Here is a 25,735-nt window from a genome sequence, read left to right as displayed (position 1 = left end):
CGGGCGCGATCAGGAGTGGAACGGCAGGCCGGCGTCGGCCACCAGCTCCAGATCGTCGGTGTCCTCGGCGGGCAGCAGCGTGGCCGAGCCGTCGGTGACGGGCACGATGCCCAGCTCCAGCAGTTCGGCCATCGCGGCGCTGCCCGCCATGTCCCGCACCTGGAGCTGGTAACGCGCGGTCGTCCGGTACGTACCGCCGTTGTCGTCTCCGGTGCGCTGCAGGAACCCCGAATCGGTCAGGAAGCCCACCGCCTTGCCGATGATGCCGGTGGTGGACCCGGCCAGGCGGCGCGCGTCCTTGGTGGCGCCGGTGGAGCTGCGTCTCGCCCAGGTCCGCCAGGCCGATTCCAGGCCCGGCGCGTCGGTCGCCGGGTCGGTGTTCTCGCCCTGTTCCTCGGCGCGCTCCTCCAGCCGGCGGCAGGCCTGGCGGACGAAGGCGTCGACGCCGTTGACCGACACGCGCCCGATGTACCCGTCGTCCGCGAGGTCCTCCGGCCGGGGGAACGCCATGGCGGCCACGGCCAGATGGGCCAGTCCGTGCAGGAACCGGTCCACCGAGTCCGCCGCCGTCCGCCGTGCGTAGTCCCCCATCCGCACGGCGAAGACGGAGTCCTCGGCCGCCGTCACCGCCATGCCCGCCCGCGGTGACACCTCCAGCACCACCAGTCCCAGCCCGGTGGCCACGGCATCGGCGAGGCGCGCGAACCCCGGATCCTCCCGGTACCGCCGCAACAGCTCTCCGTACTCCTGGTCACGGGCGGGCTGCAGCTTCGGCTGCAGCCCGAAGGCGACGAGCCGGGCGGCGTCGGCGGCATCGGCGGGTGTGAGGGCGGCAGCCACCGGAGCGGCGGCCGTCTCCGGCTCACTCCACTCGACATGCTCACTCACGGCAGGAACTCCTCGATCTCATCACCAGGCGGTACGGCAAGCGACTCTCCAGGGGCGCGGTACACCGCACGGGGCACCGCGCGATCAGCCACGGACGACCCGCACACGAACGACGGCCGGAACCCCGGCGGCGTCCTCATGCCGCCTCCCTGTCCGCCGCCATCCCCGCGGAATCCAGCAGGGCCATCCCCACGATCAGATCCGCCCCGCCGAACTCGGGATCGTCCAGCTCCACCCCGTCGTCCACGGCGAACAACAGCTTCTCCTCGCCCTGCCGATAGGCCGTACCGACGGGCGGGCTGGCCGCGTGGACCGCCAACAGGGCCACCAGATAGGGCAGTTCGGGATCATGGAGGCGTGCCTCGGCCAACAGCCCCGACAGCCGACGCGGCGCGTCCGCCGGCAGATCCAGCAGGTGCTTCGCCGCCGCCAGCTGCTCCTCGCTGAACCGGCTGTCGTCGGGTGTGGCGATCAGATCCGGCTCGGGCATCTCCGCCCCGAGGTGTTCCCGCTCCACCGGGGGCGTGAACAGCAGCTCGACGAGATCCCCGACCCGCACGGACCCCGGCGTGCGCAGGCCCGTACCGCGCGCGAAGAACGCGTCGGTCACCCGCCGGGCCTCCTCCACGGGCAGCGGAAGCAGGGGCGCGAGGAGATGGCCGTAGAGGTCCGTCCCCGAGGTCGTCATCGGTGTGGCGAAGGCCTGCCGGTCCTGCTCCGCGCGGAACAGCGGACCGGCCTCCAGCAGTCGGGACTGCAACTGCGTGTGGCGGCGGATGCAGTCCTTGACGATGTCCACGAGCTCGGCGGCGCGCCGCTTGTGCTCGGGTTCCTCGGACTCGTCGCGCGCCTTGCGGATGTTGGTGAGGATCGCGTTCTCGTGGCGGTAGCGGTCGGCGACGTGGTCGAGCGCCTCGGCGATCATGTCGGGCACGGTCCGGAGCCAGTCGACCGCCCGGACGTTGCGCCGGGTGGCGTCCAGTGCCCTGCGCAGGGTCTCGGAGTACTGCACGGTCCGGTAGCGGGCCTGCTCGGCGGCGAGCTGGGCGTCCGCGAGCCGGCCCCGGCTGATCAGGACCTCCAGCTTGACCTCGGCGGCGATCTGGGCGCTGGTGACATCGGTGTCGAGGGCGCCCACCAGGACGTTGACGGCCTCGTCGGTCGTCCGGAGGTAGACCCCGCCGCCGTAGCCGGGGACCTCCTCGATCAGCTTGAAGTCGTAGTCGCGGCGGACGTAGGTGCCGTCGGACGCGAACGTCCCGTACACGGCCCGGAAGCCGCGGTCGACACTGCCGACGTTGATCAGGTTCTCCAGGACCCAGCGGGCCACCCGCTCGTGCTCCTCGACGGGCCGCCGCGGGGCCTGGGCGGCGATGCGCGGGATGAGGCGGGCGACGATCTGGTCGTGGTCCGCGCCCGTGTCGAAGTCCATGTTCAGGGTGACCAGGTCGATGGCGGCGAGGGCGACCTCCGCCATGCCGTACACCGAGTACTCACCGGCGAGGTTCGCCTTGCGCGCGTCCAGGTCGTGCAGCGGCGCGGTGCAGGCGAGCGCGCGCAGCCGCCGCGCCAGACCCTCGTCGGCGGCCGGGCCCGGTGCCGGGCGCGGCCCCACGCCGGGCCGGGGCGGAACGCTGTCCGTCGATGCGGGTGAAGTCACGGTGCACAGACTAGGTCCTGGGTCTGACAACGACCCAAATCGTTCCGCCGGGCGGGGCCGGGACGCCTCCGGCCGAGCCGGGCGTCGCCTCAGGAGACGTCGGCCACCCGTCGCCCGTACACCGTGACCAGGTTCTTCAGCGAGTCGTCCAGGTACGCCGCCAGCAGCCGCTCGGCCTCGTCCGGCTCCCCCCGCTGCAGGGTCCGCAGGATGAGGAGGTTGCGCGCCAGGTACGGCTCGTACAGCTCGCGCGGATCGTCCACCACATGGAAGGCGAGCCGGAGTTCGGCGAAGACGCTGCGCATCAGTTCGTCGGTGCGGGCGCTGCCGGCGAGGGCGACCAGTTCGCGGTGGAAGTGGATGTTGGCGGTGGAAACGCCTTTCCAGTCGTCCTCGCGGGCTTCCCGCTGTCCTTCCGCGACGGCCTCGGCGAGCCGGTCGAGGCCGTACGGCGGGGCTCCGAGACCGCGTACCACGGCGCACTCGACGAGGCGGCGGGTGCGGTAGATGTCCTCGACGTCCTCGACGGTCAGCACCCGCACGAAGACTCCGCGGTTGAGCTCGTGGACGAGGAGCCGTTCGTGGGTGAGCAGGCGGAACGCCTCGCGGAGGGTGTTGCGGGAGACGCCGAGGGCGCCGCCGATGCTGTCCTCGGACAGTCGAGTCCCGGGTGGGAAGAAGCCCTCCGCGATCCGGCTGCGGAGGATGTCCGAAACCCGCTCGGCGGTGCTGGTGCGGCCCAGGAGGGCGCGGTCGTCGGCAAGTCCGGTCAGTTCGGCGGCCATGCCGGAATTCAATCGCAGACCCGAGAACGAGACAACATAGGTATTGAAGGATCGTTCAACGATCCTCTACCTTGCTGGACAGGCGCCCCTCCGTTCGACGCTCGGCGCCACACGTTCCGGCCCGGCCCGGCTCCCTGTCTCACGCACTCTCCCCCTCACCGCGAGGTGCCCATGAGTACGACCCCTCCCTCCCCGGTCCCGACCTCCGCACCCCAGCCCGACACGGCCCCACCGGCCTTCGACGACGGCGCGTTCGGCTGGCTGCGCGCCCTCGGCCCGCGCGGCCGCCGCGCCTTCGGCGGTGCGTTCGGCGGCTATGCGCTCGACTCGTACGACTACTTCACGCTGCCGCTGAGCATGGTCGCGCTCACGGCCTACTTCGGCCTGGACAACGGCCAGACCGGGCTGTTCACCACGGTCACCCTGGTCGTCTCGGCGATCGGTGGCGCCGCCGCGGGCGTGCTCGCCGACCGGATCGGGCGGGTCAAGGCCCTGATGATCACCGTGGTGACCTACGCGGTGTTCACCGTGGCCTGCGGCTTCGCGCCCAACTACGAGACCCTGCTGGTCTTCCGTGCCCTTCAGGGATTGGGCTTCGGCGGTGAGTGGGCGGTCGGCGCGATCCTGGTCGCCGAGTACGCGAGCGCCAAGCACCGGGGGCGTACGCTCGGCGCGATCCAGAGCTCCTGGGCGGTCGGCTGGGGCCTGGCCGTGATCGTGTACACGACCGTCTTCTCCTTCCTCGACGACGACCTGGCCTGGCGCGTGATGTTCTGGACCGGCGCGCTGCCCGCGCTGCTCGTGATCTGGGTGCGGCGCTCGGTCGAGGACGCCCCGCAGGCCGCCGCCGCGCGGGAGAGGAGCGCCGAGAAGGGCTCGTTCGCCGCGATCTTCCGGCGGGGCACGGCCGGCTCGCCCGGTCTGCTGCGCACCACGGTCTTCGCGGTGCTGCTCTCCACCGGCGTCCAGGGCGGCTACTACACGCTGGCGACCTGGGTGCCCACGTATCTCAAGACGGAGCGGGGCCTGTCGGTCGTCGGCACCGGCGGCTACCTCGCGTTCCTGATATCCGGGGCCTTCATCGGCTATCTGACCGGCGGGTATCTCACGGACCTGCTGGGCCGCCGACGGAACATCTGGCTGTTCGCCGTGCTATCGGCGCTGTGCATCCTGGCGTACGCGAACATCCCGAGCGGCGCCGGCACCCTTCTCCTGGTGCTCGGCTTCCCGCTGGGGTTCTGCATGTCGGCGATCTTCAGCGGCTTCGGCTCGTTCCTCAGCGAGCTGTACCCGTCGGCCGTGCGGGGCACCGGACAGGGCTTCACGTACAACACCGGGCGGGCCGTGGGAGCCGTCTTCCCCACCACGGTCGGCTTCCTCGCCGACAGCTGGGGCGTGGGCGGCGCACTGGTCTTCGGCGCGCTCGGCTACGGCCTGGCGGCGCTGGCCCTGCTCGGCCTCCCGGAGACGCGCGGAAAGGAACTCGTGTGAACCGCATGACGACCGATGGCCGCCCCGCGGCCCGCACCCCCCGGAACCGCCCGGCGGCTCCCGCCCCGCACGACCCGCCCCTGGCCTCCGTCGACCCGCACGCGCACGCGTGGACCCCCGAGAGGGCACGCACCGCGTTCCGTTCGGGGGTCACCGGCCCCACCGCCGGGGTCGCCGCGGGCCACACGCAGGCGAACCTGATCTCGGTGCCCGCCGACTGGGCCTACGACATGCTGCTGTTCTGTCAGCGCAACCCCAAGCCGTGTCCCGTGCTCGACGTGACGGACGCGGGCGCGTGGACGACACCGCTCGCCGTGGGCGCGGACCTGCGCACCGATCTGCCGCGCTACCGGGTCTGGGAACACGGGGAGTTGACGGCCGAGCCGACGGACGTGGTCGACCTCTGGCGGGAGGACCTGGTGTCGTTCCTGATCGGGTGCAGCTTCACCTTCGAGTCGGCACTGACCGGGGCGGGCGTGCCGATGCGCCACATCGAGCAGGGCCGCAACGTCCCCATGTACGTCACCGACCGCCCGTGCCGGCCCGCCGGGCGCTTGCGCGGCCCGATGGTGGTGTCGATGCGTCCGGTGCCGCCCGAACACCTGGCCACCGCGATCCGGGAGACCAGCCTGCTGCCGGCCGTGCACGGCGGCCCGGTGCACTGCGGCGATCCGGCGGGCCTCGGCATCACGGATCCGTCCCGCCCCGACTTCGGTGATCCGGTGGACGCGCAGCCGGACGACATCCCTGTGTTCTGGGCCTGCGGCGTGACCCCGCAGGCCGTGGTGACCGCCTCGCGCCCGCCGTTCGCGATCACCCACGCACCGGGCCAGATGTTCCTGACCGACGCCCGCGACGAGCAGTACCGCGTCCTCTGACGAACAAGCAGGAGAATGGCACTCATGAGCTCCATCGATCTCAACGCCGACCTCGGCGAGGGCTTCGGGCGCTGGACGCTGACCGACGACGAACAGTTGCTGTCCGTCGTCACCAGCGCCAATGTGGCCTGCGGTTTCCACGCCGGGGACGCGGCCACCATGCGGCGGGTCTGCGAGCTGGCGGCCGAGCGCGGCGTACGGGTCGGGGCGCAGGTCTCGTACCGCGACCTGGCGGGCTTCGGGCGGCGCGCGATGGACGTGCCGTCCGCCGAACTGGCGGCCGAGGTGGCGTACCAGATCGGCGCCCTGGAGGTCTTCGCCCGCGCGGCGGGCACGCGCGTGTCGTACGTGAAGCCGCACGGCGCGCTCTACAACCGGGTCGTGCACGACGCGGAGCAGGCGGCGGCGGTGGTCGACGGGGTGCTCCTCGCCGACGCCACGCTGCCCGTCCTCGGCCTGCCCGGCTCGCGTCTCCTCGCGCTGGCCGAGGGGGCGGGGCTGCCCGCCGTCACCGAGGCGTTCGCGGACCGCGCCTACACCGACGAGGGCACTCTGGTGCCGCGCGGCCGGGAGGGCGCCGTGATCACGGACGCCGACGCGGTGGTGGCCCGCTCGGTGGGTCTCGCCGGCGAGGGCACGGTCACGTCGCACTCCGGCGCACGCATCGCCGTCCGGGCCCGATCCCTGTGCCTGCACGGCGACACTCCGGGCGCGGTGGAACTGGCCCGGCGGGTGCGGGCCGAGCTGGCGGCGACGGGCGTGCGCGTGGAGGCGTTCTCATGAGGGCGCTCCCGGTCGGGGACCGCGCGCTGCTGATCGAGGTGGGCACCGACGAGGAGGCGCAGGCGCTCCACGCCGAGCTGCTGCGCCGCCGCGAGACGGGCGAGCTGTCGGCGGCCGAGATCGTCCCCGCCGCCCGGACGGTCCTCCTGGACGGCCTCCCCGACCCGACCCGCCTCGCCGGACGCCTCGCCTCCTGGGACATTCCGCCTCTCCCCGCGCGCGCGGGGGACTTCGTGGAGATCCCGGTCCGCTACGACGGCCCCGACCTGCCGGACGTCGCCGCCCACTGGGGTGTCGACGTCGCCGAGGTGGCCCGGGTCCACGCGGCGGCCGAGTACCGGGTGGCCTTCTGCGGCTTCGCCCCCGGCTTCGGTTACCTCACGGGGCTGCCCCGGGAGGTCCCGCGCCGGGCCACTCCCCGTACGGCGGTCCCCGCGGGGTCCCTCGCGCTGGCCGGCCCGTACACCGGCGTGTACCCGCGTGCCTCCCCGGGCGGCTGGCAGCTGATCGGTACGACGGACGCCGTGCTGTGGGACCCCGCGCGTGTCCCGGCCGCCCTGCTGGCGCCGGGCACGCGGGTGCGCTTCACACCCGAGGGGGCATCGTGACGGACGACGCCCTCGTGGTGGTCCGGGCGGGCGCCCTGACCACCGTGCAGGACCGGGGCCGCCCCGGCCTGGCCCACCTCGGCGTACCCCGGTCGGGAGCGCTCGACGCGCCCGCGGCCGAGCTGGCCGGACGTCTGGTGGGCAACCCCCCGGGGGCCGCCGTCCTGGAGACCACCCTCGACGGCTGCTCCGTACGCCCCCGCTCCACGGTCACCATGGCCGTCTGCGGGGCCCCCTGCGCCGTCACCCTGGACGGCCGCCCGGCACCGTGGGGAGCGCCGCTACGGGTCCCCGGCGGGGCGCTCCTCGACATCGGCGCCGCCCGTTCCGGCGTGCGCAGCTACCTCGCCGTCTCCGGCGGAGTGACCGTGGAGCCGGTCCTCGGCAGCCGCTCCACCGATCTGCTGTCGGGCCTCGGCCCGCCGCCGCTGACGGTCGGCACGGTGCTCCCGCTCGGACGCCCGGGCCGTCACCACGCGCACGTGGACGTCGTCCCGCATCCGGCGCCGCCCTCCGAACTCGTCCTGCGCGTGACCCTCGGCCCGCGCGACGACTGGTTCACGGACACGGCACTGCGCACCCTCACCCGGCGCCCCTACGCCGTCTCGTCGGCGAGCAACCGCATCGGGCTGCGCACGGAAGGGCCCGCCCTGGAGCGCCTGCGCGCGGGTGAACTGCCCAGTGAGGGAATGGTGCTGGGTGCGGTCCAGGTGCCACCGGACGGCCGCCCGGTGGTCTTCCTGGCCGACCACCCGACCACCGGGGGCTACCCGGTGATCGCGGTCGTCGACCCGGCGGACCTGCCCGCCGCGGCCCAGGCCACACCGGGCACCCCGGTGCGGTTCGTCGCGGTACGGCACCGCCGCTGACCGGTCCTCCGGCGCCGGCTCACGCGACCTCCGGGCTCTGGTCGGCCACGGTCAGCGCGGCGAGGGCTGCCGCCACCGCGTGGGAGGCGGACAGGTCCAGCCGGGCGCTGGTGCCGCGGGCCGTGTGGCGTACCTCGGCGGCGGCGAGGGTGAGGAGCTGCGGCAGGAGGTCGGTGCAGCGCCGGGCCACCCAGGCCGTCCCCGCGGTGGCCAGCCACCGCAGGCCGTCGCCACGCGTGGGCGCCGGGGACCCGGGCTCGGCGGCGGGAGCCGGCCCCCGGGCGATCCCCGTCTCCGTGAGCAGCGCGTGGAAGCGGAGGGCGAACTGCCGGTGCCCCCGCTCGCCGGGGTGCAGCCGGTCCGCGCTCCACAGCGCACGGTCCGTCAGCCAGGCACCCGCCGAGGCGTGCAGGTGCACCGCCCCGTGCCGCTCGGACAGGGCGTGGACGACGGTGTTGACGGCCCGCTGCCGCCGGGCGAGGGGCCGGGCGAGCGCCCCGGGCAGGCCGAGCATCGCCCCGGGGTCGGGCAGGCACGCGGTGAGCAGCACCACGTCCCGCTCCCGCAGGGCCCCGTAGATCTCGTCGAGGCGGGCGGCGACGGCGTGGATGTCGAAGGTGCAGCGCAGGGTGTCGTTGACGCCGATGACGACGGAGGCGATGTCCGGGCGGAGGGCGAGCGCGGCGGCCAGTTGGCGGTCGAGCACATCGCGGGTCTGGGCGCCGCTGACGGCCAGGTTGACGAACTGTGTGCCGGGGCCGAGCCCGTCGGCGAGCAGCGCGGCCCAGCCCCGCCGGCCCCCCTCGACCGGGTCGCCCACGCCCTCGGTGAGGGAGTCGCCGAGGGCCACAAACCGTGCGGCTCTCATCCGACGCCCCCTCGCACCGGGCGCCCGACGGTGGCGTCGTGCGCGGCGAGGAACGCGTCCACCGCGGTCTGCCAGCCGAAGCACGCGGCACGCGCGCGTGCCGCGTCCCTGCGGTCGGCCTCGGACCGGTCGAGCAACAGCTCGACGGCGTCCGCGAAGGACTCCCCGTCGTCCGCCGCCGTCGCCCCGGCCGCGCCGATCACCTCGGGCAGCGCGGACGACGAGCTGGCCACCACGGGCGTGCCGCAGGCCATGGCTTCCAGCGCGGCCAGCCCGAACGTCTCGGCGGGGCCGGGAGCCAGGGCCACGTCGGCGGAGGCCTGCAGAGCGCCCAGCATGTCGCGGTCCTCGACGTGCCCGAGGAAGTTCACCGGGAGCCCCTTCGCCCGCTGTTCGAGCCTGCCGCGCAGCGGCCCGTCACCGGCGACGACCAGTACGGCCCGCCGTCCGCGCCGGATCAGCGCCTCCAGGGCCGCGAGGGCCGTACCGGGCCGCTTCTCGACGGACAGCCGGGAGCACATCACGAGCAGGATCTCGCCCTCGCGCGCGTACCGCCCGCGCAGCGCCGCGTCCCGGAGGGCGGGGTGCCGTCCCACGAGATCGACGCCCAGCGGTGCCCGGACGACGTTCCGGGCACCGATCCGTACGAACTCCCGTTCGGCGAACTCGGTGGTGCACACCACTCGCGCGTAGGTGTGCGCCGTGCGGACGTTGAGGGCGTCGGAGGCCCGCCGGGCCATCCCCTCGGAGAGGCCCCAGGTGCGCAGCACGCCGTCGGCGGTCTCGTGCGAGACCATCACCGCGCGCACCCTGGCCCGCCGAGCCCACGCCCCGGTCCAGCGCAGCGTGGTCCGGTCGGACACCTCCAGCCGGTCGGGCCCCAGCGACTCCAGCAGGCCGGCCACCCGCCGCCGGTCCATGAGGACGCGGTAGCCACCGGTCCCCGGCAGCAGCGGTCCGGGCAGGGTGATCACCCGGCCCTGCCCGGTCGCGCTGTCGGTGTACCGCTCGCCGGGCACGACGAGCACGGCCTCGTGCCCGGCGGCCTCGTACCCCGTGCCGAGTTCCCGCAGCGCGGTGCGCAGACCGCCCGAGGAGGGCGCGACGAAGTTGGCGAGCCGTACGATCCGCAGCTTCCGGGCGGCGTCCCCGCTCACGCGGCCACCGCCGTCCGCGTCGACAGCACATCGGCGTAGTGCCCGAGGAGCTGGTCACCGACGGCCGCCCAGGTGCGTCCCTCGACCATGGTCCGCCCTGCGGCCCCGTACACGGCCCGCAGCTCCGCGTCGTCGGCCAGGGATCGCACGGCGTCGCGTACGGCGGCCGCGTCGCGCGGCGGGACCAGGAGCCCCGTGCGCCCGTGGGCGACGAGGTCCAGCGGTCCCCCGGCGGCCGGCGCCACCACGGGGACCCCGCTGGCCATGGCCTCCTGCACGGTCTGGCAGAAGGTCTCGAAGGGGCCGGTGTGGGCGAAGACGTCGAAGGAGGCGAAGATCCGGGCGAGTTCGTCGCCGGTGCGGCGGCCGAGGAACACGGCACCGGGCAGGGCCTCGCGCAGGCCCGGCTCGCTGGGCCCGTCGCCCACGATCACGACCTTCACGCCGTCCAGACCGCACACCCCGGCGAGCAGTTCGATCTGCTTCTCGGGGGCGAGGCGGCCGACGTAGCCGACGATCAGCTCACCGTTGGGCGCCAGTTCGCGGCGCAGCGCCTCGTCTCTCAGTTCGGGGCGGAACCGGACGGTGTCCACCCCGCGCGGCCACAGGCTGACCCGGGGCACACCGTGCGTCTCCAGGTCGCGCAGGGCCGCGCTGGACGGGGCGAGGGTGCGGTCGGCGGCGGCGTGCACGGAGCGGATGCGCCGCCAGGCCGCTGCCTCACCGGCGTGGACGTAGGTGCGGGCGTATCCGGCGAGATCGGTCTGGTAGATCGCGACGGCGGGGACACCGAGGCGGGCGGCGGCCGCCATGCCCCGGACACCGAGGACGAAGGGGCTGGCCAGGTGGACGATGTCGGCCCGGTGTTCGACGATCGCCGCGGCGACCCGGCGGCTGGGCAGGGCGACGCGGACCTGGGGATAGCCCGGGAGCGGGAGGGAGGGGACACGGACGACGGGGCACGGTGCCTGGAGGTCGGCTCCGGCCCCGGTTCCCTGGGCGGTGGCCGGGGCCACGACGAGCGGGGCGTGCCCCCGCGCGACGAGGTGCCGCGCGGTCTGCAGGGCGCAGTGGGCCACGCCGTTCACATCGGGGGGAAAGGACTCGGTCACTATGACGACACGCATACCCGTGTTGTCGTCGCACCGGACGTGGCCGCGTCAACGTGGATCTTTCCTGGCGGGGAACGTCCCATGAGCGTTGCGCTGCACACCTGTCCAGGTCAGACCGTGTCCATGCCCTCCTGACCTCCGGGTCGCCGGGCGTTCACATTGCGGGCATGTCAGGGCCGATCCGGCTGCGTACGGCGCTCTGAACGTCGTCCTCCTCGGCCGGGTCGGCGGCGAGCCGGCGGAGCTGGTCGACGACGCGCGTGTCACCGGTCTCGGCGTGCCGGGCGGCGATCTCGCGGGTGGTCTCCTCACAGTCCCAGAGGCACTCGACGGCGAAGCCGGCCGGGAAGGAGGGGTCGGTGGCGGCGAGCGCGCGGGCGGCGCGGCCGCGCAGATGGGAGGAGGCGGTCTCGCGGTAGATATGGCGCAGGACGGGCGCGGCGCAGGCGATGCCGAGGCGGCCGGTGCCGTCGACGAGCGTCCACAGGGTCGGTGCGTCGGGCCCTTCGCCCCGCACGGCCTCCCGCAGCGCGCCCAGCACCAGGTCGCTGTCCTTGGCTCCGCCGAGGCAGGCGAGCACGCGTCCGGCGGCGGCGCCCAGCGGGTCGGGCCGGTGCACCCAGCCACGCGCCCGGTCGACGGCGGCCAGGCTGCGCATCCGTTCGAAGGCGGCGACGGCGGCCTCCACGACCGTCGTCGTCCCGTCGGTCACGGCGCCCTCGATCAGGTCGAGGGCGTCCGGATCGTTGCCGTCGGCGAGGTAGCGCAAGGCGGTGCAGCGGGCGCCGTCGTCCCCGCTCCGGGCGGCGAGGAGGATCTCGGGCCGGTCCTCGGGGCCGGCGACGGCCGTGAGACACCGGGCGGCCGGCACATGGAGGACGGCGCCGCGTTCGATGCCCTGCTGGGCCCACTCGAACACGGCCTTGACGCTCCACCCCGGCCGGGGCCCGCTCGGCCGCATCTGCCGCTGCCAGCGGTCGAAGCAGCCGGTCTCCTGGGCGGCCCGCACGCGGGTGGCGACCGCCTCCCGGGGATCGTCGGCCCACAGCCGCCAGGGCCGCGGTTCGAAGGCGTCGCGGACGGCGGCGGCCAGCTCGGCCTCGCCCTCCGGGTCGGTGGTGAAGCGGGCCAGCACGGGCTCGGCGAGGGCGCGCAGCCCTTCGTCGTCGTCCCTGAGGGCCAGCTCGTCGAGGGCCCAGGCCCAGCTCGTGCCGACGGCGGCGTACCTGCGCAGCAGTGCGAGCGCGTCCCTCCTGCCGTACGAGGCGAGGTGCCCGAGGACCGCGAGGGCCAGCCCGGTGCGTGACTCGTCGGTGTCCAGCACGTCCTCGGCGTCGAAGAGATGGCGCTCGATCTCGTCCAGCTCGCCGCTCAGGTCGAGGTAGAGACGGGCGTAGTACAGGGAGCGGTTCTCCACCTGCCAGTCGTGGCGGGGGTCGCTCAGCACACAGTGGTTCAGTGCCGCGAGCGCCTCGGCCCGCGGGGCGGTGAGCGCGTGCAGGGTGCCGTCGCCGCGGCCCCGCTGCAGCAGGCCGAGCAGCGTACCGCTGGGCGCTATGACCGGTTCGAACATGGGAAACAGCCTCACATCAAGCGTCGACGCAACCGGGGATTCTGCTTTACCTGGCCGCGTGACAACACGTCGGTGCGCCCGCCGTCTCTTGCTTGCTGTAGACCATCTTCCTCTGCCTCTCGTCGGTGGCCCATGCGGACCGCGTCACGGCCCACGCGGTGCGGCAACACCTGCCCAGCCATCATGTCCGTGAATCACGACGTCATGATGACCCGGCGGTTCTTCCTACCGCGACCGAAATTTCCGGCGGCCCCGTTCCGCCTCCCCCGTCTTTTGCGTTTTTCCTGGTCAGACCATGTGGATCAGTGTGCTGCGAACAGTTCGAGCAGTTCTGCCTTACCGAACATCCGTGCGGTGTCGATCGCGTTCGGAGTGCCCGCGGACGGGTCGGCCCCGCTGTCCAGAAGGACCCGGACGACACCCTCCTCACCCTTGAAAACCGCCCCGGCGAGAGGAGTCTGCCCCCGGTCGTTGACGCGGTCGGCCTCCCCGCCACGGGCCAGGAGGGCCCGCACCGCGTCGGCGTGACCGTGGTAGGCGGCGAGCATCACGAGCGAGTCGCCGCGGTCGTTGGTGAGGTCGGCCGGAACTCCCGCGTCGACGTACGCCACGAGCGCCTCGGTCTCGCCCCGTCGGGCCAGATCGAAGATCCTCGTCGCCAGCTCCACGACCTCCGGGTCGGGGGCTTCGCTCATCGCCGGGACCACCTCTCACAAACGCACTTCGAGCCGAACGGGTGAATCGCCAGAGTACTGGCTTCCCGCACGCGGCAGCGGACACAGCCGAGGCAAAGATCACACCGAGTGCCGTCCCACGCAACAGCCCAGCCCGGACGGCCCAACCAGGATTCGGCCACCCAGGCGAAATCAGCTGAAATTCACTCTTTTGCACCTTTTATCGTATGGATACATGCTGTGACTCTGGAAGAACTCATGGTGACTGTCCCCATCAACCAGGAGAACCCACATGATCCTGAACATCTCAGGCGTCGTCCTGCTCGGCGTCATCGTCTTCCTGTTCTTCCGCAAGGACGGCCTGAAGGCCTCGCACTGCATCGTCGTCACCCTCTTCGGGTTCTACCTCGCCAGCACAGGCATCGCCCCGAGCATCACAGCGGGCGGCGAAAGCCTCGCGAGCCTCCTCGGCGGGATCAAGTTCTGACCCCGTTCCCATCCGCACGCACCCCCAGGAGACAGCCGTGGCCCGGGTCCCCCTCCCCCGCATTCTGAGCAGCGGCGGCGCGCACCTCGCCAGGAGCCGGGAGCTGGCCCGGACGGCCGCCGACGGCGCCACCGACGTCCTCCACCCGTTGATCACGATCACGCGTGGACTGCGCCGGCTGGTCGCCGCCGGGCGGCTCAGATGGGCACAGACCCCGAAGGACCGCCGCGGGTCACTGCTCTTCCTGGCGGCCTCGGTCGTCCTGGTCGTGACCCTGGTGCCGTACGGCCCGCTGCTCGCCGCCATCGCCCTGATGGCGGCGGCAGCCTGGGCGGGCCGCGCCGGCGCCGTCCAGGAACCGACCGGCCCCGACGAGTCGCAGACCCAGCGTCTGCGGTCCCTCTACGAGGCCCTGGTCCCCTACTTCTCGTCCCCCGAGGACCCCGAGCCCCTCTACGCGCACGGGGGCGCCTGGGAGGACGCCTTCCCCGCCTACACGTTCGACGGCACCGGCCGCGTCAGCCGGCTGCTGGTCCGGTATCCCGCCTACTTCACCGACGGCGAGGCGGAGTCCCGCGCGCGCATCGAGCAGTTGCTGCACACCAAGGCGGGCCGCGGCCGTGAGTACCGCTTCACCTGGGACGAGGAGGGCAACGAACTCACCGTCGCCGTCCTCCCCCCGCTCGCCTGCGACATCACCGCCCAGCGCTTCGTCACGGCACCGGGCGAGACGGTCCTCGGCTTCACCGACGCCGTCGACGTCCAGCGCACCCTCCCCCTCTCCTGCGGAGAGGAGCGGCGCGACGTGCCGCCGGTCGTCTGGCGCACCGGCGCACGCTCCACCGAACCGCATCTGCTGGCCGTGGGCGGACCCGGGAGCGGCACGACGACCCTCCTCCGCTGCATCGCTCTCCAGGCCCTGCAGCACGGCGACGTCGTCATCGTCGAGGGCGGCGGCAGCGGCGAGTACGCCTGCCTCACGGGCCGCGACGGCGTCCTCGCCGTCGAGAGCGGGCTGGGTGGAGCCCTGGCGAGCCTGGAGTGGGCCTCCCAGGAGACCGAACGCCGGCTGATCGCCACGAACAGCGCCCGCCAGGCGGGGCATCCCGCGCCGGACGACATCCGCCGCCCTCTCTGGCTCCTCCTCGACCGCCCGAGCGTGCTGAGCCACCTCGCCGCGGCCGCCGGCCGGCGCGACCCGCAGTCCCTGCTCCAGGTTCCCCTGCGCCACGGCCGCGCGGTCAATGTCACTGTCGTGATCACCGAACAGTTCGACCACCTGGACGCCCTCACGGACGCGGTACGCGGGCACACCCGCGCGCGTGTGGTCCTGGGTCCCGCCTCGCCCGAGCAGATGGAGACGGTCCTGGGCACGGCACCCCCCACCACCCCCGCCCCGGACGTCCCGCCGGGCCGGGGCTACGCCCGTCTGGGCACCGCCCCCACCCTCCGCCTCCAGGTCCCCGCCACCCCGGACCCCCACGACGAGAACACCCCCGAGGCCCACCGCCAGGCGATCCTCGACCTGCTCCCGCCGCACACGACCCCGGCGGACGCCCTCACCAAGGCCGCGCCGGCCGGGACCTGAGGCCCCGTCAGGCCACGAACGTCCGCGGCCCCTCGCTCCCGCCCGACGCGCCGTCGCGCACCAGCCGCGCCGCCGCGGCCAACCGCGCGGCCGCCTCCTCGGCGACCGCTCCCCCCACGGTGAACGGCAGCCGCACATACCCCTCGAAGGCCCCGTCGACCCCGAACCGGGGCCCGGAGGGCACCCGCACCCCGACCCGCTCGCCCACCTCCGCGAGCCGCGACCCCGACAGCCCCCCGGTGCGGACCCACAGGGTCAGCCCACCCCTCGGCTCCGCGAACTCCCAGTCCGGCAGCTCCCGACGCACCGCCGCCACCAGCGCGTCCCGGTTGTCCCGGGCCTGCTCCCGCCGGATTCCCACGGCCTGCGCCCAACCCCCGGTACTCATCAGCCAGTTCACGGCCAGCTGTTCCAGCACGGGTGTCCCCAGATCGGCGTACGCCCGTGCCGCGACGAGGCTCCGGATCACATCCGGTGCCGCCCGCACCCACCCGATCCGCATCCCCGCCCAGAACGCCTTGCTCGCCGACCCGACCGTGATGACGGTGGATCCCGCCGGATCGAACGCGCACACGGGGCGCGGCATCTCCACATCGTCGTCGAGCCACAACTCGCTCATCGTCTCGTCGGCCACGAGCACCGTCCCGGCGCCCCGGGCCGCGTCGACGAGCCCCCGGCGCCGGTCCTCGTCGGCGAGCGCACCGGTGGGGTTGTGGAAGTCGGCGACGACGTAGGCGAGCCGGGGCGCCGCGTCCCGCAGGACCTGCCGCCACCGGTCCATGTCCCACCCGGCGAGCCCGTCGGCCATGGCGACCGGCACCAGCCGCGCCCCCGCCTCCCGCATCAACTGCAGGATGTTGGCGTACGACGGCGACTCCACCGCGATCCGCTCCCCGCGTCCCGCGAAGAGGTGACAGATCGCGTCCATGGCCCCCATGGCCCCGGTCGTGACCATGATCTGCTCGGGCATCGTCGGAATGCCGCGCGCGGTGTAGCGGTCGGCGAGCATGGAGCGCAGCGCGGGCAGGCCGGCCGGGTAGTCGCCGTGCGTGTGGGCGTAGGGCGGCAGCTCCTCCAGCGCGCCCTGCACGGCCCTCGTGAGCCAGGGCTCGGGGGCGGGCAGGGCCGCGCAGCCCAGGTCGATCATGGAACCGAGCGCCTCGGGCGGCAGCGGTTCCAGTCCGCGCGCGGGCAGCGGATTCCCCGCCGGCACGGCCGTCCAGCTGCCCGCTCCCCGCCGGGACTCCAGGAACCCCTCGGTGCGCAGCGCCTCGTAGGCCGCCGCGACGGTCGTACGGCTGACCGAGAGGGACAGCGCCAGTTCCCGTTCGGCGGGCAGCCGGGCGGCCACGGGCACCCGGCCCTCCAGGACCAGCAGCCGGATGCCGTCGGCCAGCGCACGGTAGGCGGGCGGGCGGCGGGTGCCGGGCCCTGCGGGGCGCTCCTGTTGCGAGGTGAGCAGCCGCGCGAGCTGAGCCGCCCCCACCGCCGAAGTCCACTGCGCCATGATTTCCAGTCCACCTTCCCCGAATTGGCCATGGATGACTTGACTCTCCAAGCCACACAGTGTCATGTGTCAGGCCACCGGCACCACCCAGGGGGAAGCCTTGCCCGCCGCACAGCACGAGCCGTCGCACGAGCCTTCGCACGAGCCGTCGCACGATCCGCAACCGGACCCGCGACCGGACCCGCAGAACCGGCGGGAGGGCCGCCGCTCACAGCCCCACCGCCTGGGCCGGCGGCTGACCCAGCTCTACATGGGCCTCGCCCTCTACGGCGCCAGCTCCGCCCTCCTCGTGCAGGCCGGCCTCGGTCTCGAACCGTGGAACGTGCTGCACCAGGGCCTGGCGGAGCTGACCGGCCTGACCATCGGCGTGGTGTCGATCGTCGTGGGCGCGCTGGTGCTCCTTCTGTGGATCCCGCTGCGCCAGCGTCCGGGCCTCGGCACGGTCTCCAACGTCTTCGTGGTCGGCATCGCGATGGACGCCACCCTGGCCCTGGTGCCCGAGGCGCACACCATGGCCGTACGGATCCCCCTGCTCGTCGCGGGGATCGTGCTGAACGGCGTGGCCACCGGCCTCTACATCGCGGCGCGCTTCGGACCGGGCCCGCGCGACGGCCTGATGACGGGACTGCACCGCCGTACCGGACGCTCGGTCCGGCTGATGCGGACCGCCGTGGAGGTGGCGGTGCTGGCGACGGGCTTCGCCCTCGGCGGCACGGTCGGCGTGGGGACCGCTCTCTACGCCCTCTCCATCGGCCCGCTGGCCCAGCTCTTCCTGCGCCTGTTCGCCATCCCCTCGGGATCCGGCAGCACGGTCGTTGCCACCGGGCCATCGAAGCGGGCCATACTGCCCGGGTGACCGCCCTCGTACGCCACCCCTACCTCGACCATCCCGGCCCGATCGCCTTCGCCCACCGGGGCGGGGCGGCGGACGGCCTGGAGAACACCATGGCCCAGTTCCGGCGGGCGGTGGAGTCGGGTTACCGCTACATCGAGACCGACGTCCACGCCACGCTCGACGGCAAACTGGTCGCCTTCCACGACTCGACCCTGGACCGCATGACCGACGGGGCGGGCCGGATAGCGGATCTGCCGTGGAAGGAGATACGGCACGCGCGCGTGGCGGGCGTCGAGCCGGTGCCTCTCTTCGAGGACCTCCTCGAGGCGTTCCCCGAGGTCCGCTGGAACGTGGACATGAAGGCGGAGCCCGCGCTCCACCCCCTGCTCAACCTGATCGCCCGCACCGGGTCCTGGGACCGCGTCTGCGTCGGCTCCTTCTCCGAGTCCCGGGTAGCCCGCGCCCAGCGCCTCGCCGGACCGCGCCTGGCCACCTCGTACGGAACGGGCGGCGTGCTGGGCCTGCGGCTGCGGTCCTGGGGCCTGCCGGCCGCGCTGCGCCGCACGGCGGTCGCCGCACAGGTGCCCGAAGCGCAGTCCGGGGTGCCGGTGGTCGACCACCGGTTCGTGCGCGCAGCCCACGCGCGCGGGCTGCAGGTCCATGTCTGGACCGTGAACGAACCGCAACGTATGCACCGGCTCCTGGACCTGGGCGTCGATGGCATCATGACCGATCACATCGACACGCTGCGCAAGGTGCTCGAGGACCGGGGGACCTGGGTCTGACACGTCGCGCAGCCCTGCAGGGGGAAGCGAGGGCACGGGTGGGCACCGACACCGTGCGGACGGACGCGGCCGACGAGGCCGCGGGCAGGCGGCGCGAACAGCGCGGCTGGTACTTCTACGACTGGGCCTGCTCCGTCTACTCGACCAGCGTCCTGACCGTGTTCCTCGGTCCCTATCTGACCGAGGTCGCCAAGTCCGCCGCCGACGGGGACGGTTACGTCCACCCGCTGGGCATATCGGTCCGCGCCGGCTCCTTCTTCGCGTACTCGGTGTCCCTGTCGGTGATCCTCGCCGTCGTGATCATGCCGCTGGTGGGCGCGGCCGCCGACCGCACCGGCCGCAAGAAGCCCCTCCTGGGCGCGGCCGCCTACGTCGGCGCCGGCGCGACCGCCGGCATGTTCTTCCTGGACGGCGAGCGCTACCTGCTCGGCGGGATCCTGCTGATCATCGCGAACGCGGCGCAGTCCGTGGCGATGATGCTCTACAACTCCTATCTCCCGCAGATCGCGCCCCCGGAGGAACGCGACGCCGTCTCCTCGCGGGGCTGGGCTTTCGGCTACGCGGCCGGTTCGCTGGTCCTGGTCGGGAACCTGATCCTCTTCACCGCCCACGACTCCTTCGGCGTCTCCGAGGGCATGGCCGTGCGTATCTGTCTGGCCTCGGCCGGCCTGTGGTGGGGCGCCTTCACCCTGATCCCGCTCAGCCGCCTACGCGACCGCCGCAGCCCGGCGGGCGAGTCCGAGGGGTCGAAGGAGGCGACCGCACCCGGTCTGCGCCAGCTGGCCGCGACCGTCCGGGACATGCGCCGCCACCCGCTGACCCTGGGCTTCCTCCTCGCCTACCTCGTCTACAACGACGGCATCCAGACGGTGATCTCCCAGGCCTCCGTCTACGGCTCCGAGGAACTCGACCTGGAGCAGTCCACCCTCATCGTGGCGGTCCTGCTGGTGCAGATCCTGGCGGTGGGCGGGGCACTCGGCATGGGCCGGCTGTCCCGCCGCTACGGGGCCAAGCGGACGATCCTCGGCTCCCTGGTCGCCTGGACGCTGATCCTCGGCGTCGGCTACTTCCTCCCGGCGGGCGCCCCCGTCTGGTTCTTCGTCCTCGCCTCGGGGATCGGCCTGGTCCTCGGCGGCAGCCAGGCCCTCTCCCGCTCGCTCTTCTCCCACCTCGTCCCGCCCGGGAAGGAGGCCGAGTACTTCTCCGCGTACGAGATGAGCGACCGCGGCATGAGCTGGCTCGGCCCGCTGCTGTTCGGTGTGACCTACCAGCTGACCGGAAGTTATCGGGACGCGATCATCTCCCTGGTGGCCTTCTTCGTCCTGGGATTCGCCCTGCTCGCGAGGATTCCGGTGCGCCGGGCGATCAGCGACGCGGGCAATCCCGTACCGGACAGGATTTAGCGCCGGGAGCGAAAGGGCTGTAGTGTACGCGTTTGGCCTGCCAGGCGTACCGTTACTGCGCGTCAAAGATGCCGAAACGCTGGGTTACATCTGCTGTCAGATGTGACAAACCGGGCGCGGGTGGGTACAACAAGGGCGGCTACGACGGCGACGCATGACCCGGAACGGGACACGCAACGGGAATCTTTACCGCCGACCGGACGTTGACCGGATGACGACGACAGCGACACCTGTCCTGTGGGCGACAAGCCCGGGAGGCACGATTCATGAGTGAGCGAGCTCTTCGCGGCACGCGCCTCGTGGTGACCAGCTACGAGACGGACCGCGGCATCGACTTGGCTCCGCGCCAGGCCGTGGAGTACGCATGCGAGAAGGGGCACCGCTTCGAGATGCCCTTCTCGGTCGAGGCGGAGATTCCGCCGGAGTGGGAGTGCAAGGTCTGCGGGGCCCAAGCACTCCTCGTGGACGGCGACGGCCCAGAGGAAAAGAAGGCCAAGCCCGCGCGTACACATTGGGACATGCTGATGGAGCGGCGCACCCGTGAGGAACTCGAAGAGGTCCTCGAAGAGCGCCTTGCGGTTCTCCGCTCCGGCGCGATGAACATCGCGGTACATCCGCGAGACAGCCGCAAGTCCGCATAGCCCCTCAGGGGGCTGGACGATCCACACAGCGCAACCGAACAGACCGCGGGCGCCGTACGAACCTGTACGGCGCCCGCGGTCTTTGCTGTGCGCCTGATCAAGGCTCAGATCCTGCGGGCCTGAAAAAGCCGGGGCGCAGCCCCGCTTTTTCAGGGGCGCGAGGAACTGCGCGAGAAGCCCCACCGGACCGGCGCGTGGGGGTCGAAGGGGCGCAGCCCCTTGAGCATGGGATGGGTAGGGGCGGCGGGGGCGAGCAAACCCCTCAGCGGTCCAGCGGCGGATAGGTCCCGGATGACGGCGGCGCGTCGTCCCGGATCACCTCACCCTGCACGACCTTCCCGTCGGGCCGGTGCATCCGCGCCTGCTGGAACGCGTCACCGAACCCCCCGGCGCCCGCCTCCCGCAACTTCCGCTCGAACGTCCGCTCCGTATGGCGCCCGAGCGCCTTCTGCACCGGCGGGACCAACAGCACCAGCCCCAGCGCATCGGACACCAGCCCGGGCAGCATCAGCAGCAGGCCGCCCAGCATCAGGAACCCGTTGCCTTCGCTGCGCCCGGCGCCGGCGCCGGGCGCATCCGCGCCCTCCTGCTGCTGTTGCAGCGTCTCGGCCAGCGCCCGGAAGGCCCGCCGCCCGGCCCGCTTGACCACCGCGGAACCCGCGACGAACCCGGCGACGAGGAGCAGGAAGACCGTGAACCCGCCGGCCGCGCCCGCGACCACGGTGAGCAGCCAGATCTCCAGGACCAGCCACGCCGCGACGCCCAGCGGCAGAAACGTGCGCAGCCGGGATCGCCGGGGCCGGGCGGGGTACGTCGAGGACGGAACGCCAGTCGTCATGCTCCCAGTGTGCCTGGCCCCGGCTCAGCACGGGATAAGGGAGAGCCCAGGACAGCGAGGGTGATCAGGCCTTCTTGTCGTCCCGGCCCAGCACCTTGCCGATCCGCTCCCCCACGCCCCACGCCGTGACCCGCCACAGCGCCTCCACCAGGATGTCCCGGCTCATCTTGGAGTCGCCCAGCTCGCGCTCGACGAAGGTGATGGGCACCTCGACGACGTGGTAGCCCGCCTTGATCGCGCGGCGCGCGAGGTCGACCTGGAAGCAGTAGCCCTGGGAGGCGACCTCGTCGAGGCCGAGCCCTTCGAGGGTCTCGCTGCGGAAGGCCCGGTACCCTCCGGTCACGTCACGGACCGGCACGTCGAGCAGGACACGGGAGTAGAGGCTGCCGCCGCGGGAGATGTACTCGCGCGACTTGGGCCAGTTCACCACGCGCCCGCCCGGCACCCAGCGGGAGCCGAGGACGAGGTCGGCGCCCTTGAGCGCGGTCAGCAGCCGGGGCAGCTCCTCGGGCTGGTGGGAGCCGTCGGCGTCCATCTCGATGAGGACGCCGTGGCCGTGCTCCATGCCCCAGCGGAAGCCCGCGAGATAGGCGGCGCCCAGCCCTTCCTTGCCCTTGCGGTGCAGCACCTGGACGCGGTCGTCCTCGGCGGCCAGTTCGTCGGCGAGCTTGCCGGTGCCGTCGGGGCTGTTGTCGTCGGCCACCAGGACGTACGCCTCGGGAACGGCCTTCCGCACCCGGCCGACGATCGCCTTGATGTTCTCCGCCTCGTTGTAGGTCGGAATGATCACCAAGGCCGTGCCGAGCGGGCCGAACCGCCTCTCCTGGCCTTCCGCCGCGATCGTCCCGTCGCCGTCGTTCACCGCTGCCCCTTCAGGTCCTCCGTGCGCAGAGGACCACCATAGTGGCCACGGCCTGCGCGGAAGTGTCGGCCCGTGGCCCAAGGGCCCCGATTCGACAGGGGGTGTGCGCGAGCGCGCTCTGCGTAGTCTCGCGACTCCCCGGAACACCACTGTGCCGTCGGCGCGGGACGGAGTACAGAGGTCGTCGACTGCGGATGGGGGCCCGACGCCCTTCGGGCCGACCTGGGGCCCGCTGGCTGCGAGACCGAAAGCCGTTGTCTACTGAGCGTCCGGGCCCCACCCGGGTCACACCTACCCGACCTGGCCGGAACGTTCCCTCGCCGGAGCGCGACGCCTGGGCCTGGCTGCCGGTGGCGGTGCGCCGGTGCGGCGCACCAACCCTGACCCAGCGGCGCTCCGACGACCGCGCGGAAGTTCCCCGGTCGGACGTCCGGTGGTGGACCCGGCAGAACCTACCCGTCGCCTGCGGCCGCCTGTCAACCGCCGTCTGACCTGCGGAGTTCCCCTCAAATGCCTGGTCGCAGGAGAGGAGCCGCAGGTCGTGCGGCGCGCCGCCGGGTCGTCGCCGGGTCCGTGCCGTGCCGGGAGATCACTCGCCCGGCCGTACGAAGACCGTTCGCCCGGCGACCACGGTCCGCAGGCAGACGGGCAGGTCGGTGCCGGGGCTCAGGTCGGGCAGGCCGGGGGTGCCGGAACGGGGGTCGGTCGACCAGCGGGCGACGCGGTCGTCGGGGGCCTGGACGACGAGTTCGCCGGTGCGCCACACCGCGTAGTCCGCGGGCGCGCCCGGGACGAGAACGCCCGCGTCGTCGCGTCCGACCGCCCGCCAGCCGCCCCGGGTGTGCGCCGTGAACGCGGCGCGCACGGACACCCGGTGCTCCGGCGTGCGGTGGAACGCCGCCGCGCGGACGGTCCCCCATGGATCGAGGGGGGTGACCGGACTGTCGGAGCCGAAGGCCAGGGGCACGCCGGCGCGCAGCAGGGCGGCGAACGGGTTGAGGGTGCGGGCGCGCTCCGGACCGAGCCGCTCGGCGTACATGCCTTCCGCGCCGCCCCACAGCGCGTCGAAGGCGGGCTGGACGGAGGCGGTGAGGCCGAGTTCGGCGAAGGCGGCGACGCTCTCGGGGGTGAGCATCTCGACGTGCTCGACGCGGTGCCGGGCGGCCCTCACCCGGGCCGGGCCGACCTTCTCCGCCGCCGCGCGCACTCCCTCGACGACGGAGGCCACCGCGGCGTCCCCGATGGCGTGGAAGCCCGCCTGGAGGCCCGCCTCGGTGCAGGCGACCACATGTGCGGCGACGTCCGCCGCGTCCAGGTACGCCGTGCCGGTGTGCGTGGCGTCGGCGTACGGCTCGTGCAGGCAGGCGGTGTGCGAGCCGAGGGCCCCGTCGACGAAGAGGTCACCCGCGGCGCCGACGGCTCCGAGGGCGCGGGCCCTGTCGACGTCGCGTTCCGCCCAGTAGCCGACCACGCGCGGGCCCGGCTCCTCGGCGGCGAGCCGGAGCAGTCCCGTGAAGTCGTCCTCGGAGGAGATCTCGGGGCCCGCGCACTCGTGGACCGAGCCGATGCCGAGCGAGCCGGCGTGGGCGAGGGCGGCCCGCTGGGCCTCGGTGCGCTGGGCGGGGGTGACGGCGCCCAGGGCGGTGGCCCGTACGGCGTGGTGGGCGTCCCGGGTCAGGGGCCCGTCCTCGAAGGCGCCGGCGCCCGGGACCAGGTCGAGCAGGGCGGAGCTGACGACGGCCGAGTGGACGTCGATCCGGCTCAGGTACAGAGGGCGGCCGCCGGTGGCCTCGTCGAGTTCGACGCGGGTCGGCGGGCGGCCGCCGGGCCAGCGGGCGGCGTCCCAGCCGTGACCGAGGAGGACGCGGTCGGCCGGGCGGGCCGCCGCGAATTCCCGTACGAGAACGAGGGCGGCCTCCAGGGTGGGGGCGCCGGTGAGGTCGAGGCCGGTGAGGGCGAGGCCGGTCGCCGTGGTGTGCACGTGGGCGTCGGTGAACGCCGGGGTGACCAGGGCGCCTTCGAGGTCCTCCACCTCGTCGACGTCGGCGGCGAAGGCGTCGGCGGCGCCCTCGGAGCCGACCCAGGCGATCTGGCCGTGCTCCACGACCATCGCGGTGGCGAACGGGTCGGCGGGGCTGTGGACTTCTCCGCCGCGGAGCAACACGGTCTTCGACGGGGCGGTGCGATCACTCATGGGGACAGTTTCGCTCGTGCCGGGCGCCGCGGTGCACCAGGGCCGTGCTTCCGGGGCGCCCGGCGCTCGCGGGCGTCAGATCCTCGGTGGTCTGGCCTCGTACGGCGTCGACAGGACCACCGTCGTGCGGGTGGACACTCCCGCCAGGGACCGCAGCCGGGCGAGGAGTTCCTCCAGCTCGTGCGGGGTGGCCACGCGGACCTTGAGGATGTAGTTCTCGTCGCCGGCGACGCTGTGGCAGGCCTCGATCTCCGGGACGCCCGCGAGGCGTTCGGCGATGTCGTCGGGGGCGCTGGGATCGAAGGGTTTGACCGAGATGAACGCGGTCAGCGGCAGCCCGACGGCCTCCGGGTCGACGACCGCGGCATAGCCGCGGATGACGCCACGCTGCTCAAGTCGGCGCACACGCTGATGCACGGCCGACGTGGACAGGCCCGTGGCCTTGCCCAGGTCGGTGTAGCTCATCCGCCCGTCCGCGACGAGCAGCTGCACGATCTGTCGGTCCAGCTCCTCCATGGCGCAAGAACCTACAGGGCGGTTGATCTCCTTCGATACCTGAGCGGCGCAGGTCATACCCGGTTCGTGATGTGACCGCGAGCCATATGTGAGCCATACGGGTGACAGCCTCGCCGTGTCGGGCATCTGCGAGCGGCATGTGACGAAGACCACAGCACCTGGACAGGCTCTGTGATGATCTCGTGATTACCTTCGGGACGGGGCGGGAAGTGCTTGCTGTGGTCGGAGGCCGCAGCGCCTTCACGGCCCAGCCCGAGGGGGAGAATCCCATGCAGAATCCCAAGCGCCCTGGTCGAACCGCACCCAAGCGGCTCCAGGCGGTCGTCGATCTTGAGCCGGAGGGCGTCGAACCGGACGACGAGTTCGACGCGTACGACACCTTCGAGATGTACCGGGTCTTCTGCCCGGACTGCGCTCAGCCCATCGCCCTGCTGTCCGACGAGGACCGCCTGCCCGAGCACGCGCTGGTCGTGTCGCCGTGGAACCCGTTCGGGCTCACGGTCTGCGCCGGTACGGGCCGCTCGGCCGGCGACGCCCGCGCCGCGGACGAGACCTTCGAACCGCAGGCGCAGGAGACCGCCCTGCTGTTGACGCTGCCGCAGGGCCTCGACTGGCGGACGCAGCCGTTCTCGCACGTCGGCGGCCCGGGCTCGCGTCCGATGCGCATGCCGGTGATGCGGCCTCGGCAGTCCGACCAGCGCCAAGCGGCCTGATCCCGGGGCCGGTTCGGCCC

Annotated in this window: 25 protein-coding genes; 12 read left to right on the top strand and 13 right to left on the bottom strand. The window is 73.1% G+C overall.

What is annotated here, in order from left to right:
- Positions 1–9: 9 nt before the first annotated feature.
- The 3 genes from ACWCRJ_RS29250 to ACWCRJ_RS29240 form a co-directional block, all read right to left on the bottom strand.
- The gene (locus tag ACWCRJ_RS29250; RefSeq protein ID WP_450942116.1) at positions 10–888 is read right to left on the bottom strand and encodes a hypothetical protein; all 879 of its coding nucleotides are present in this window, start codon (positions 886–888) and stop codon (positions 10–12) included.
- A gap of 136 nt (positions 889–1,024) precedes the next feature.
- On the bottom strand, positions 1,025–2,548 hold the full coding sequence (locus ACWCRJ_RS29245) for a hypothetical protein (RefSeq protein WP_450942115.1): 1,524 nt from the start codon (positions 2,546–2,548) through the stop codon (positions 1,025–1,027).
- 89 nt (positions 2,549–2,637) lie between these two features.
- Positions 2,638–3,333: a GntR family transcriptional regulator gene (locus ACWCRJ_RS29240; protein ID WP_450942114.1), complete on the bottom strand. Its 696-nt coding sequence runs from the start codon at positions 3,331–3,333 to the stop codon at positions 2,638–2,640.
- Between the two features lie 171 nt (positions 3,334–3,504).
- Here ACWCRJ_RS29240 and ACWCRJ_RS29235 point away from each other — a divergent pair, with 171 nt between their 5' ends.
- Genes ACWCRJ_RS29235 through ACWCRJ_RS29215 form a run of 5 tightly spaced genes read left to right on the top strand, consistent with a single transcriptional unit; the run spans position 3,505 to position 7,962 of the window.
- On the top strand, positions 3,505–4,824 hold the full coding sequence (locus ACWCRJ_RS29235) for an MFS transporter (protein WP_450942113.1): 1,320 nt from the start codon (positions 3,505–3,507) through the stop codon (positions 4,822–4,824).
- Positions 4,821–5,702 carry a putative hydro-lyase gene (locus ACWCRJ_RS29230; protein WP_450942112.1) on the top strand — a complete coding sequence of 294 codons (882 nt, stop codon included), beginning with the start codon at positions 4,821–4,823 and terminating at the stop codon, positions 5,700–5,702. Before ACWCRJ_RS29235 ends, ACWCRJ_RS29230 begins: the two co-directional genes overlap by 4 nt.
- A 24-nt stretch (positions 5,703–5,726) precedes the next feature.
- Positions 5,727–6,485, top strand: a complete 759-nt coding sequence (locus ACWCRJ_RS29225; protein WP_450942111.1) for a LamB/YcsF family protein — start codon at positions 5,727–5,729, stop codon at positions 6,483–6,485.
- Positions 6,482–7,093, top strand: coding sequence for a 5-oxoprolinase subunit B family protein (locus ACWCRJ_RS29220; RefSeq protein ID WP_450942110.1), 612 nt, complete (start codon positions 6,482–6,484; stop codon positions 7,091–7,093). Before ACWCRJ_RS29225 ends, ACWCRJ_RS29220 begins: the two co-directional genes overlap by 4 nt.
- A complete protein-coding gene (locus ACWCRJ_RS29215) occupies positions 7,090–7,962 on the top strand; it encodes a 5-oxoprolinase subunit C family protein (protein WP_450942109.1) in 873 nt (290 codons plus the stop codon). Before ACWCRJ_RS29220 ends, ACWCRJ_RS29215 begins: the two co-directional genes overlap by 4 nt.
- Before the next feature lie 19 nt (positions 7,963–7,981).
- On the opposite strand, the gene ACWCRJ_RS29210 is transcribed toward ACWCRJ_RS29215, so the two are convergent.
- From ACWCRJ_RS29210 to ACWCRJ_RS29190, 5 genes are all read right to left on the bottom strand, one after another.
- Positions 7,982–8,830 (bottom strand): SGNH/GDSL hydrolase family protein, encoded by an 849-nt coding sequence (locus ACWCRJ_RS29210; protein WP_450942108.1) that lies wholly within the window; start codon positions 8,828–8,830, stop codon positions 7,982–7,984.
- Positions 8,827–9,987, bottom strand: a complete 1,161-nt coding sequence (locus ACWCRJ_RS29205) for a glycosyltransferase (RefSeq protein WP_450942107.1) — start codon at positions 9,985–9,987, stop codon at positions 8,827–8,829. Before ACWCRJ_RS29205 ends, ACWCRJ_RS29210 begins: the two co-directional genes overlap by 4 nt.
- Positions 9,984–11,114 (bottom strand): glycosyltransferase family 4 protein, encoded by a 1,131-nt coding sequence (locus ACWCRJ_RS29200; protein ID WP_450942106.1) that lies wholly within the window; start codon positions 11,112–11,114, stop codon positions 9,984–9,986. Before ACWCRJ_RS29200 ends, ACWCRJ_RS29205 begins: the two co-directional genes overlap by 4 nt.
- Positions 11,115–11,253: 139 nt before the next feature.
- Positions 11,254–12,672, bottom strand: a complete 1,419-nt coding sequence (locus tag ACWCRJ_RS29195) for a HEAT repeat domain-containing protein (RefSeq protein ID WP_450942105.1) — start codon at positions 12,670–12,672, stop codon at positions 11,254–11,256.
- A 302-nt stretch (positions 12,673–12,974) separates the two neighbouring features.
- On the bottom strand, positions 12,975–13,367 hold the full coding sequence (locus tag ACWCRJ_RS29190) for an ankyrin repeat domain-containing protein (protein WP_450942104.1): 393 nt from the start codon (positions 13,365–13,367) through the stop codon (positions 12,975–12,977).
- A gap of 271 nt (positions 13,368–13,638) precedes the next feature.
- On the opposite strand from ACWCRJ_RS29190, the gene ACWCRJ_RS29185 reads away from it, so the two are divergent.
- Both ACWCRJ_RS29185 and ACWCRJ_RS29180 read left to right on the top strand, forming a co-directional pair.
- The gene (locus ACWCRJ_RS29185) at positions 13,639–13,833 is read left to right on the top strand and encodes a hypothetical protein (protein ID WP_005485586.1); all 195 of its coding nucleotides are present in this window, start codon (positions 13,639–13,641) and stop codon (positions 13,831–13,833) included.
- Positions 13,834–13,870: 37 nt separating this feature from the next.
- A complete protein-coding gene (locus tag ACWCRJ_RS29180; protein ID WP_450942103.1) occupies positions 13,871–15,421 on the top strand; it encodes a hypothetical protein in 1,551 nt (516 codons plus the stop codon).
- Positions 15,422–15,428: 7 nt separating this feature from the next.
- Here the strand turns inward: ACWCRJ_RS29180 and ACWCRJ_RS29175 are convergent, their stop codons facing one another.
- The gene (locus ACWCRJ_RS29175; RefSeq protein ID WP_450942102.1) at positions 15,429–16,928 is read right to left on the bottom strand and encodes an SCO1417 family MocR-like transcription factor; all 1,500 of its coding nucleotides are present in this window, start codon (positions 16,926–16,928) and stop codon (positions 15,429–15,431) included.
- 223 nt (positions 16,929–17,151) lie between these two features.
- Here ACWCRJ_RS29175 and yczE point away from each other — a divergent pair, with 223 nt between their 5' ends.
- The 4 genes from yczE to ACWCRJ_RS29155 all read left to right on the top strand — a co-directional run bounded on the left by yczE (position 17,152) and on the right by ACWCRJ_RS29155 (position 20,592).
- Positions 17,152–17,784 carry a membrane protein YczE gene (yczE, locus tag ACWCRJ_RS29170; protein ID WP_450942134.1) on the top strand — a complete coding sequence of 211 codons (633 nt, stop codon included), beginning with the start codon at positions 17,152–17,154 and terminating at the stop codon, positions 17,782–17,784.
- Positions 17,781–18,548: a glycerophosphodiester phosphodiesterase gene (locus tag ACWCRJ_RS29165; protein WP_450942101.1), complete on the top strand. Its 768-nt coding sequence runs from the start codon at positions 17,781–17,783 to the stop codon at positions 18,546–18,548. The genes yczE and ACWCRJ_RS29165 overlap by 4 nt, the downstream gene beginning before the upstream one ends.
- Before the next feature lie 38 nt (positions 18,549–18,586).
- Positions 18,587–19,951, top strand: a complete 1,365-nt coding sequence (locus ACWCRJ_RS29160) for an MFS transporter (RefSeq protein ID WP_450942100.1) — start codon at positions 18,587–18,589, stop codon at positions 19,949–19,951.
- 266 nt (positions 19,952–20,217) lie between these two features.
- Complete coding sequence (locus ACWCRJ_RS29155; RefSeq protein ID WP_003977404.1) at positions 20,218–20,592, top strand: RNA polymerase-binding protein RbpA; 375 nt, start codon at positions 20,218–20,220, stop codon at positions 20,590–20,592.
- 262 nt (positions 20,593–20,854) lie between these two features.
- Here the strand turns inward: ACWCRJ_RS29155 and fxsA are convergent, their stop codons facing one another.
- The 4 genes from fxsA to ACWCRJ_RS29135 all read right to left on the bottom strand — a co-directional run bounded on the left by fxsA (position 20,855) and on the right by ACWCRJ_RS29135 (position 25,002).
- Complete coding sequence (fxsA, locus tag ACWCRJ_RS29150; RefSeq protein ID WP_450942099.1) at positions 20,855–21,430, bottom strand: FxsA family membrane protein; 576 nt, start codon at positions 21,428–21,430, stop codon at positions 20,855–20,857.
- A gap of 64 nt (positions 21,431–21,494) precedes the next feature.
- Entirely contained in the window at positions 21,495–22,292 is a 798-nt protein-coding gene (locus ACWCRJ_RS29145) for a polyprenol monophosphomannose synthase (protein ID WP_450942098.1), read from the bottom strand.
- Positions 22,293–22,881: 589 nt separating this feature from the next.
- Positions 22,882–24,486: an amidohydrolase gene (locus ACWCRJ_RS29140; protein ID WP_450942097.1), complete on the bottom strand. Its 1,605-nt coding sequence runs from the start codon at positions 24,484–24,486 to the stop codon at positions 22,882–22,884.
- A 75-nt stretch (positions 24,487–24,561) separates the two neighbouring features.
- Positions 24,562–25,002 (bottom strand): Lrp/AsnC family transcriptional regulator, encoded by a 441-nt coding sequence (locus tag ACWCRJ_RS29135; RefSeq protein ID WP_005485572.1) that lies wholly within the window; start codon positions 25,000–25,002, stop codon positions 24,562–24,564.
- A gap of 269 nt (positions 25,003–25,271) precedes the next feature.
- Between ACWCRJ_RS29135 and ACWCRJ_RS29130 the strand changes: the two genes are divergently transcribed.
- Positions 25,272–25,715: a hypothetical protein gene (locus ACWCRJ_RS29130; protein WP_450942096.1), complete on the top strand. Its 444-nt coding sequence runs from the start codon at positions 25,272–25,274 to the stop codon at positions 25,713–25,715.
- Positions 25,716–25,735: the final 20 nt, after the last annotated feature.

It is taken from the genome of Streptomyces sp. NPDC002324, assembly GCF_053593335.1.
Note: the sequence above shows the minus strand (reverse complement) of the source record. Positions and strands in the feature narration are given on the sequence as shown.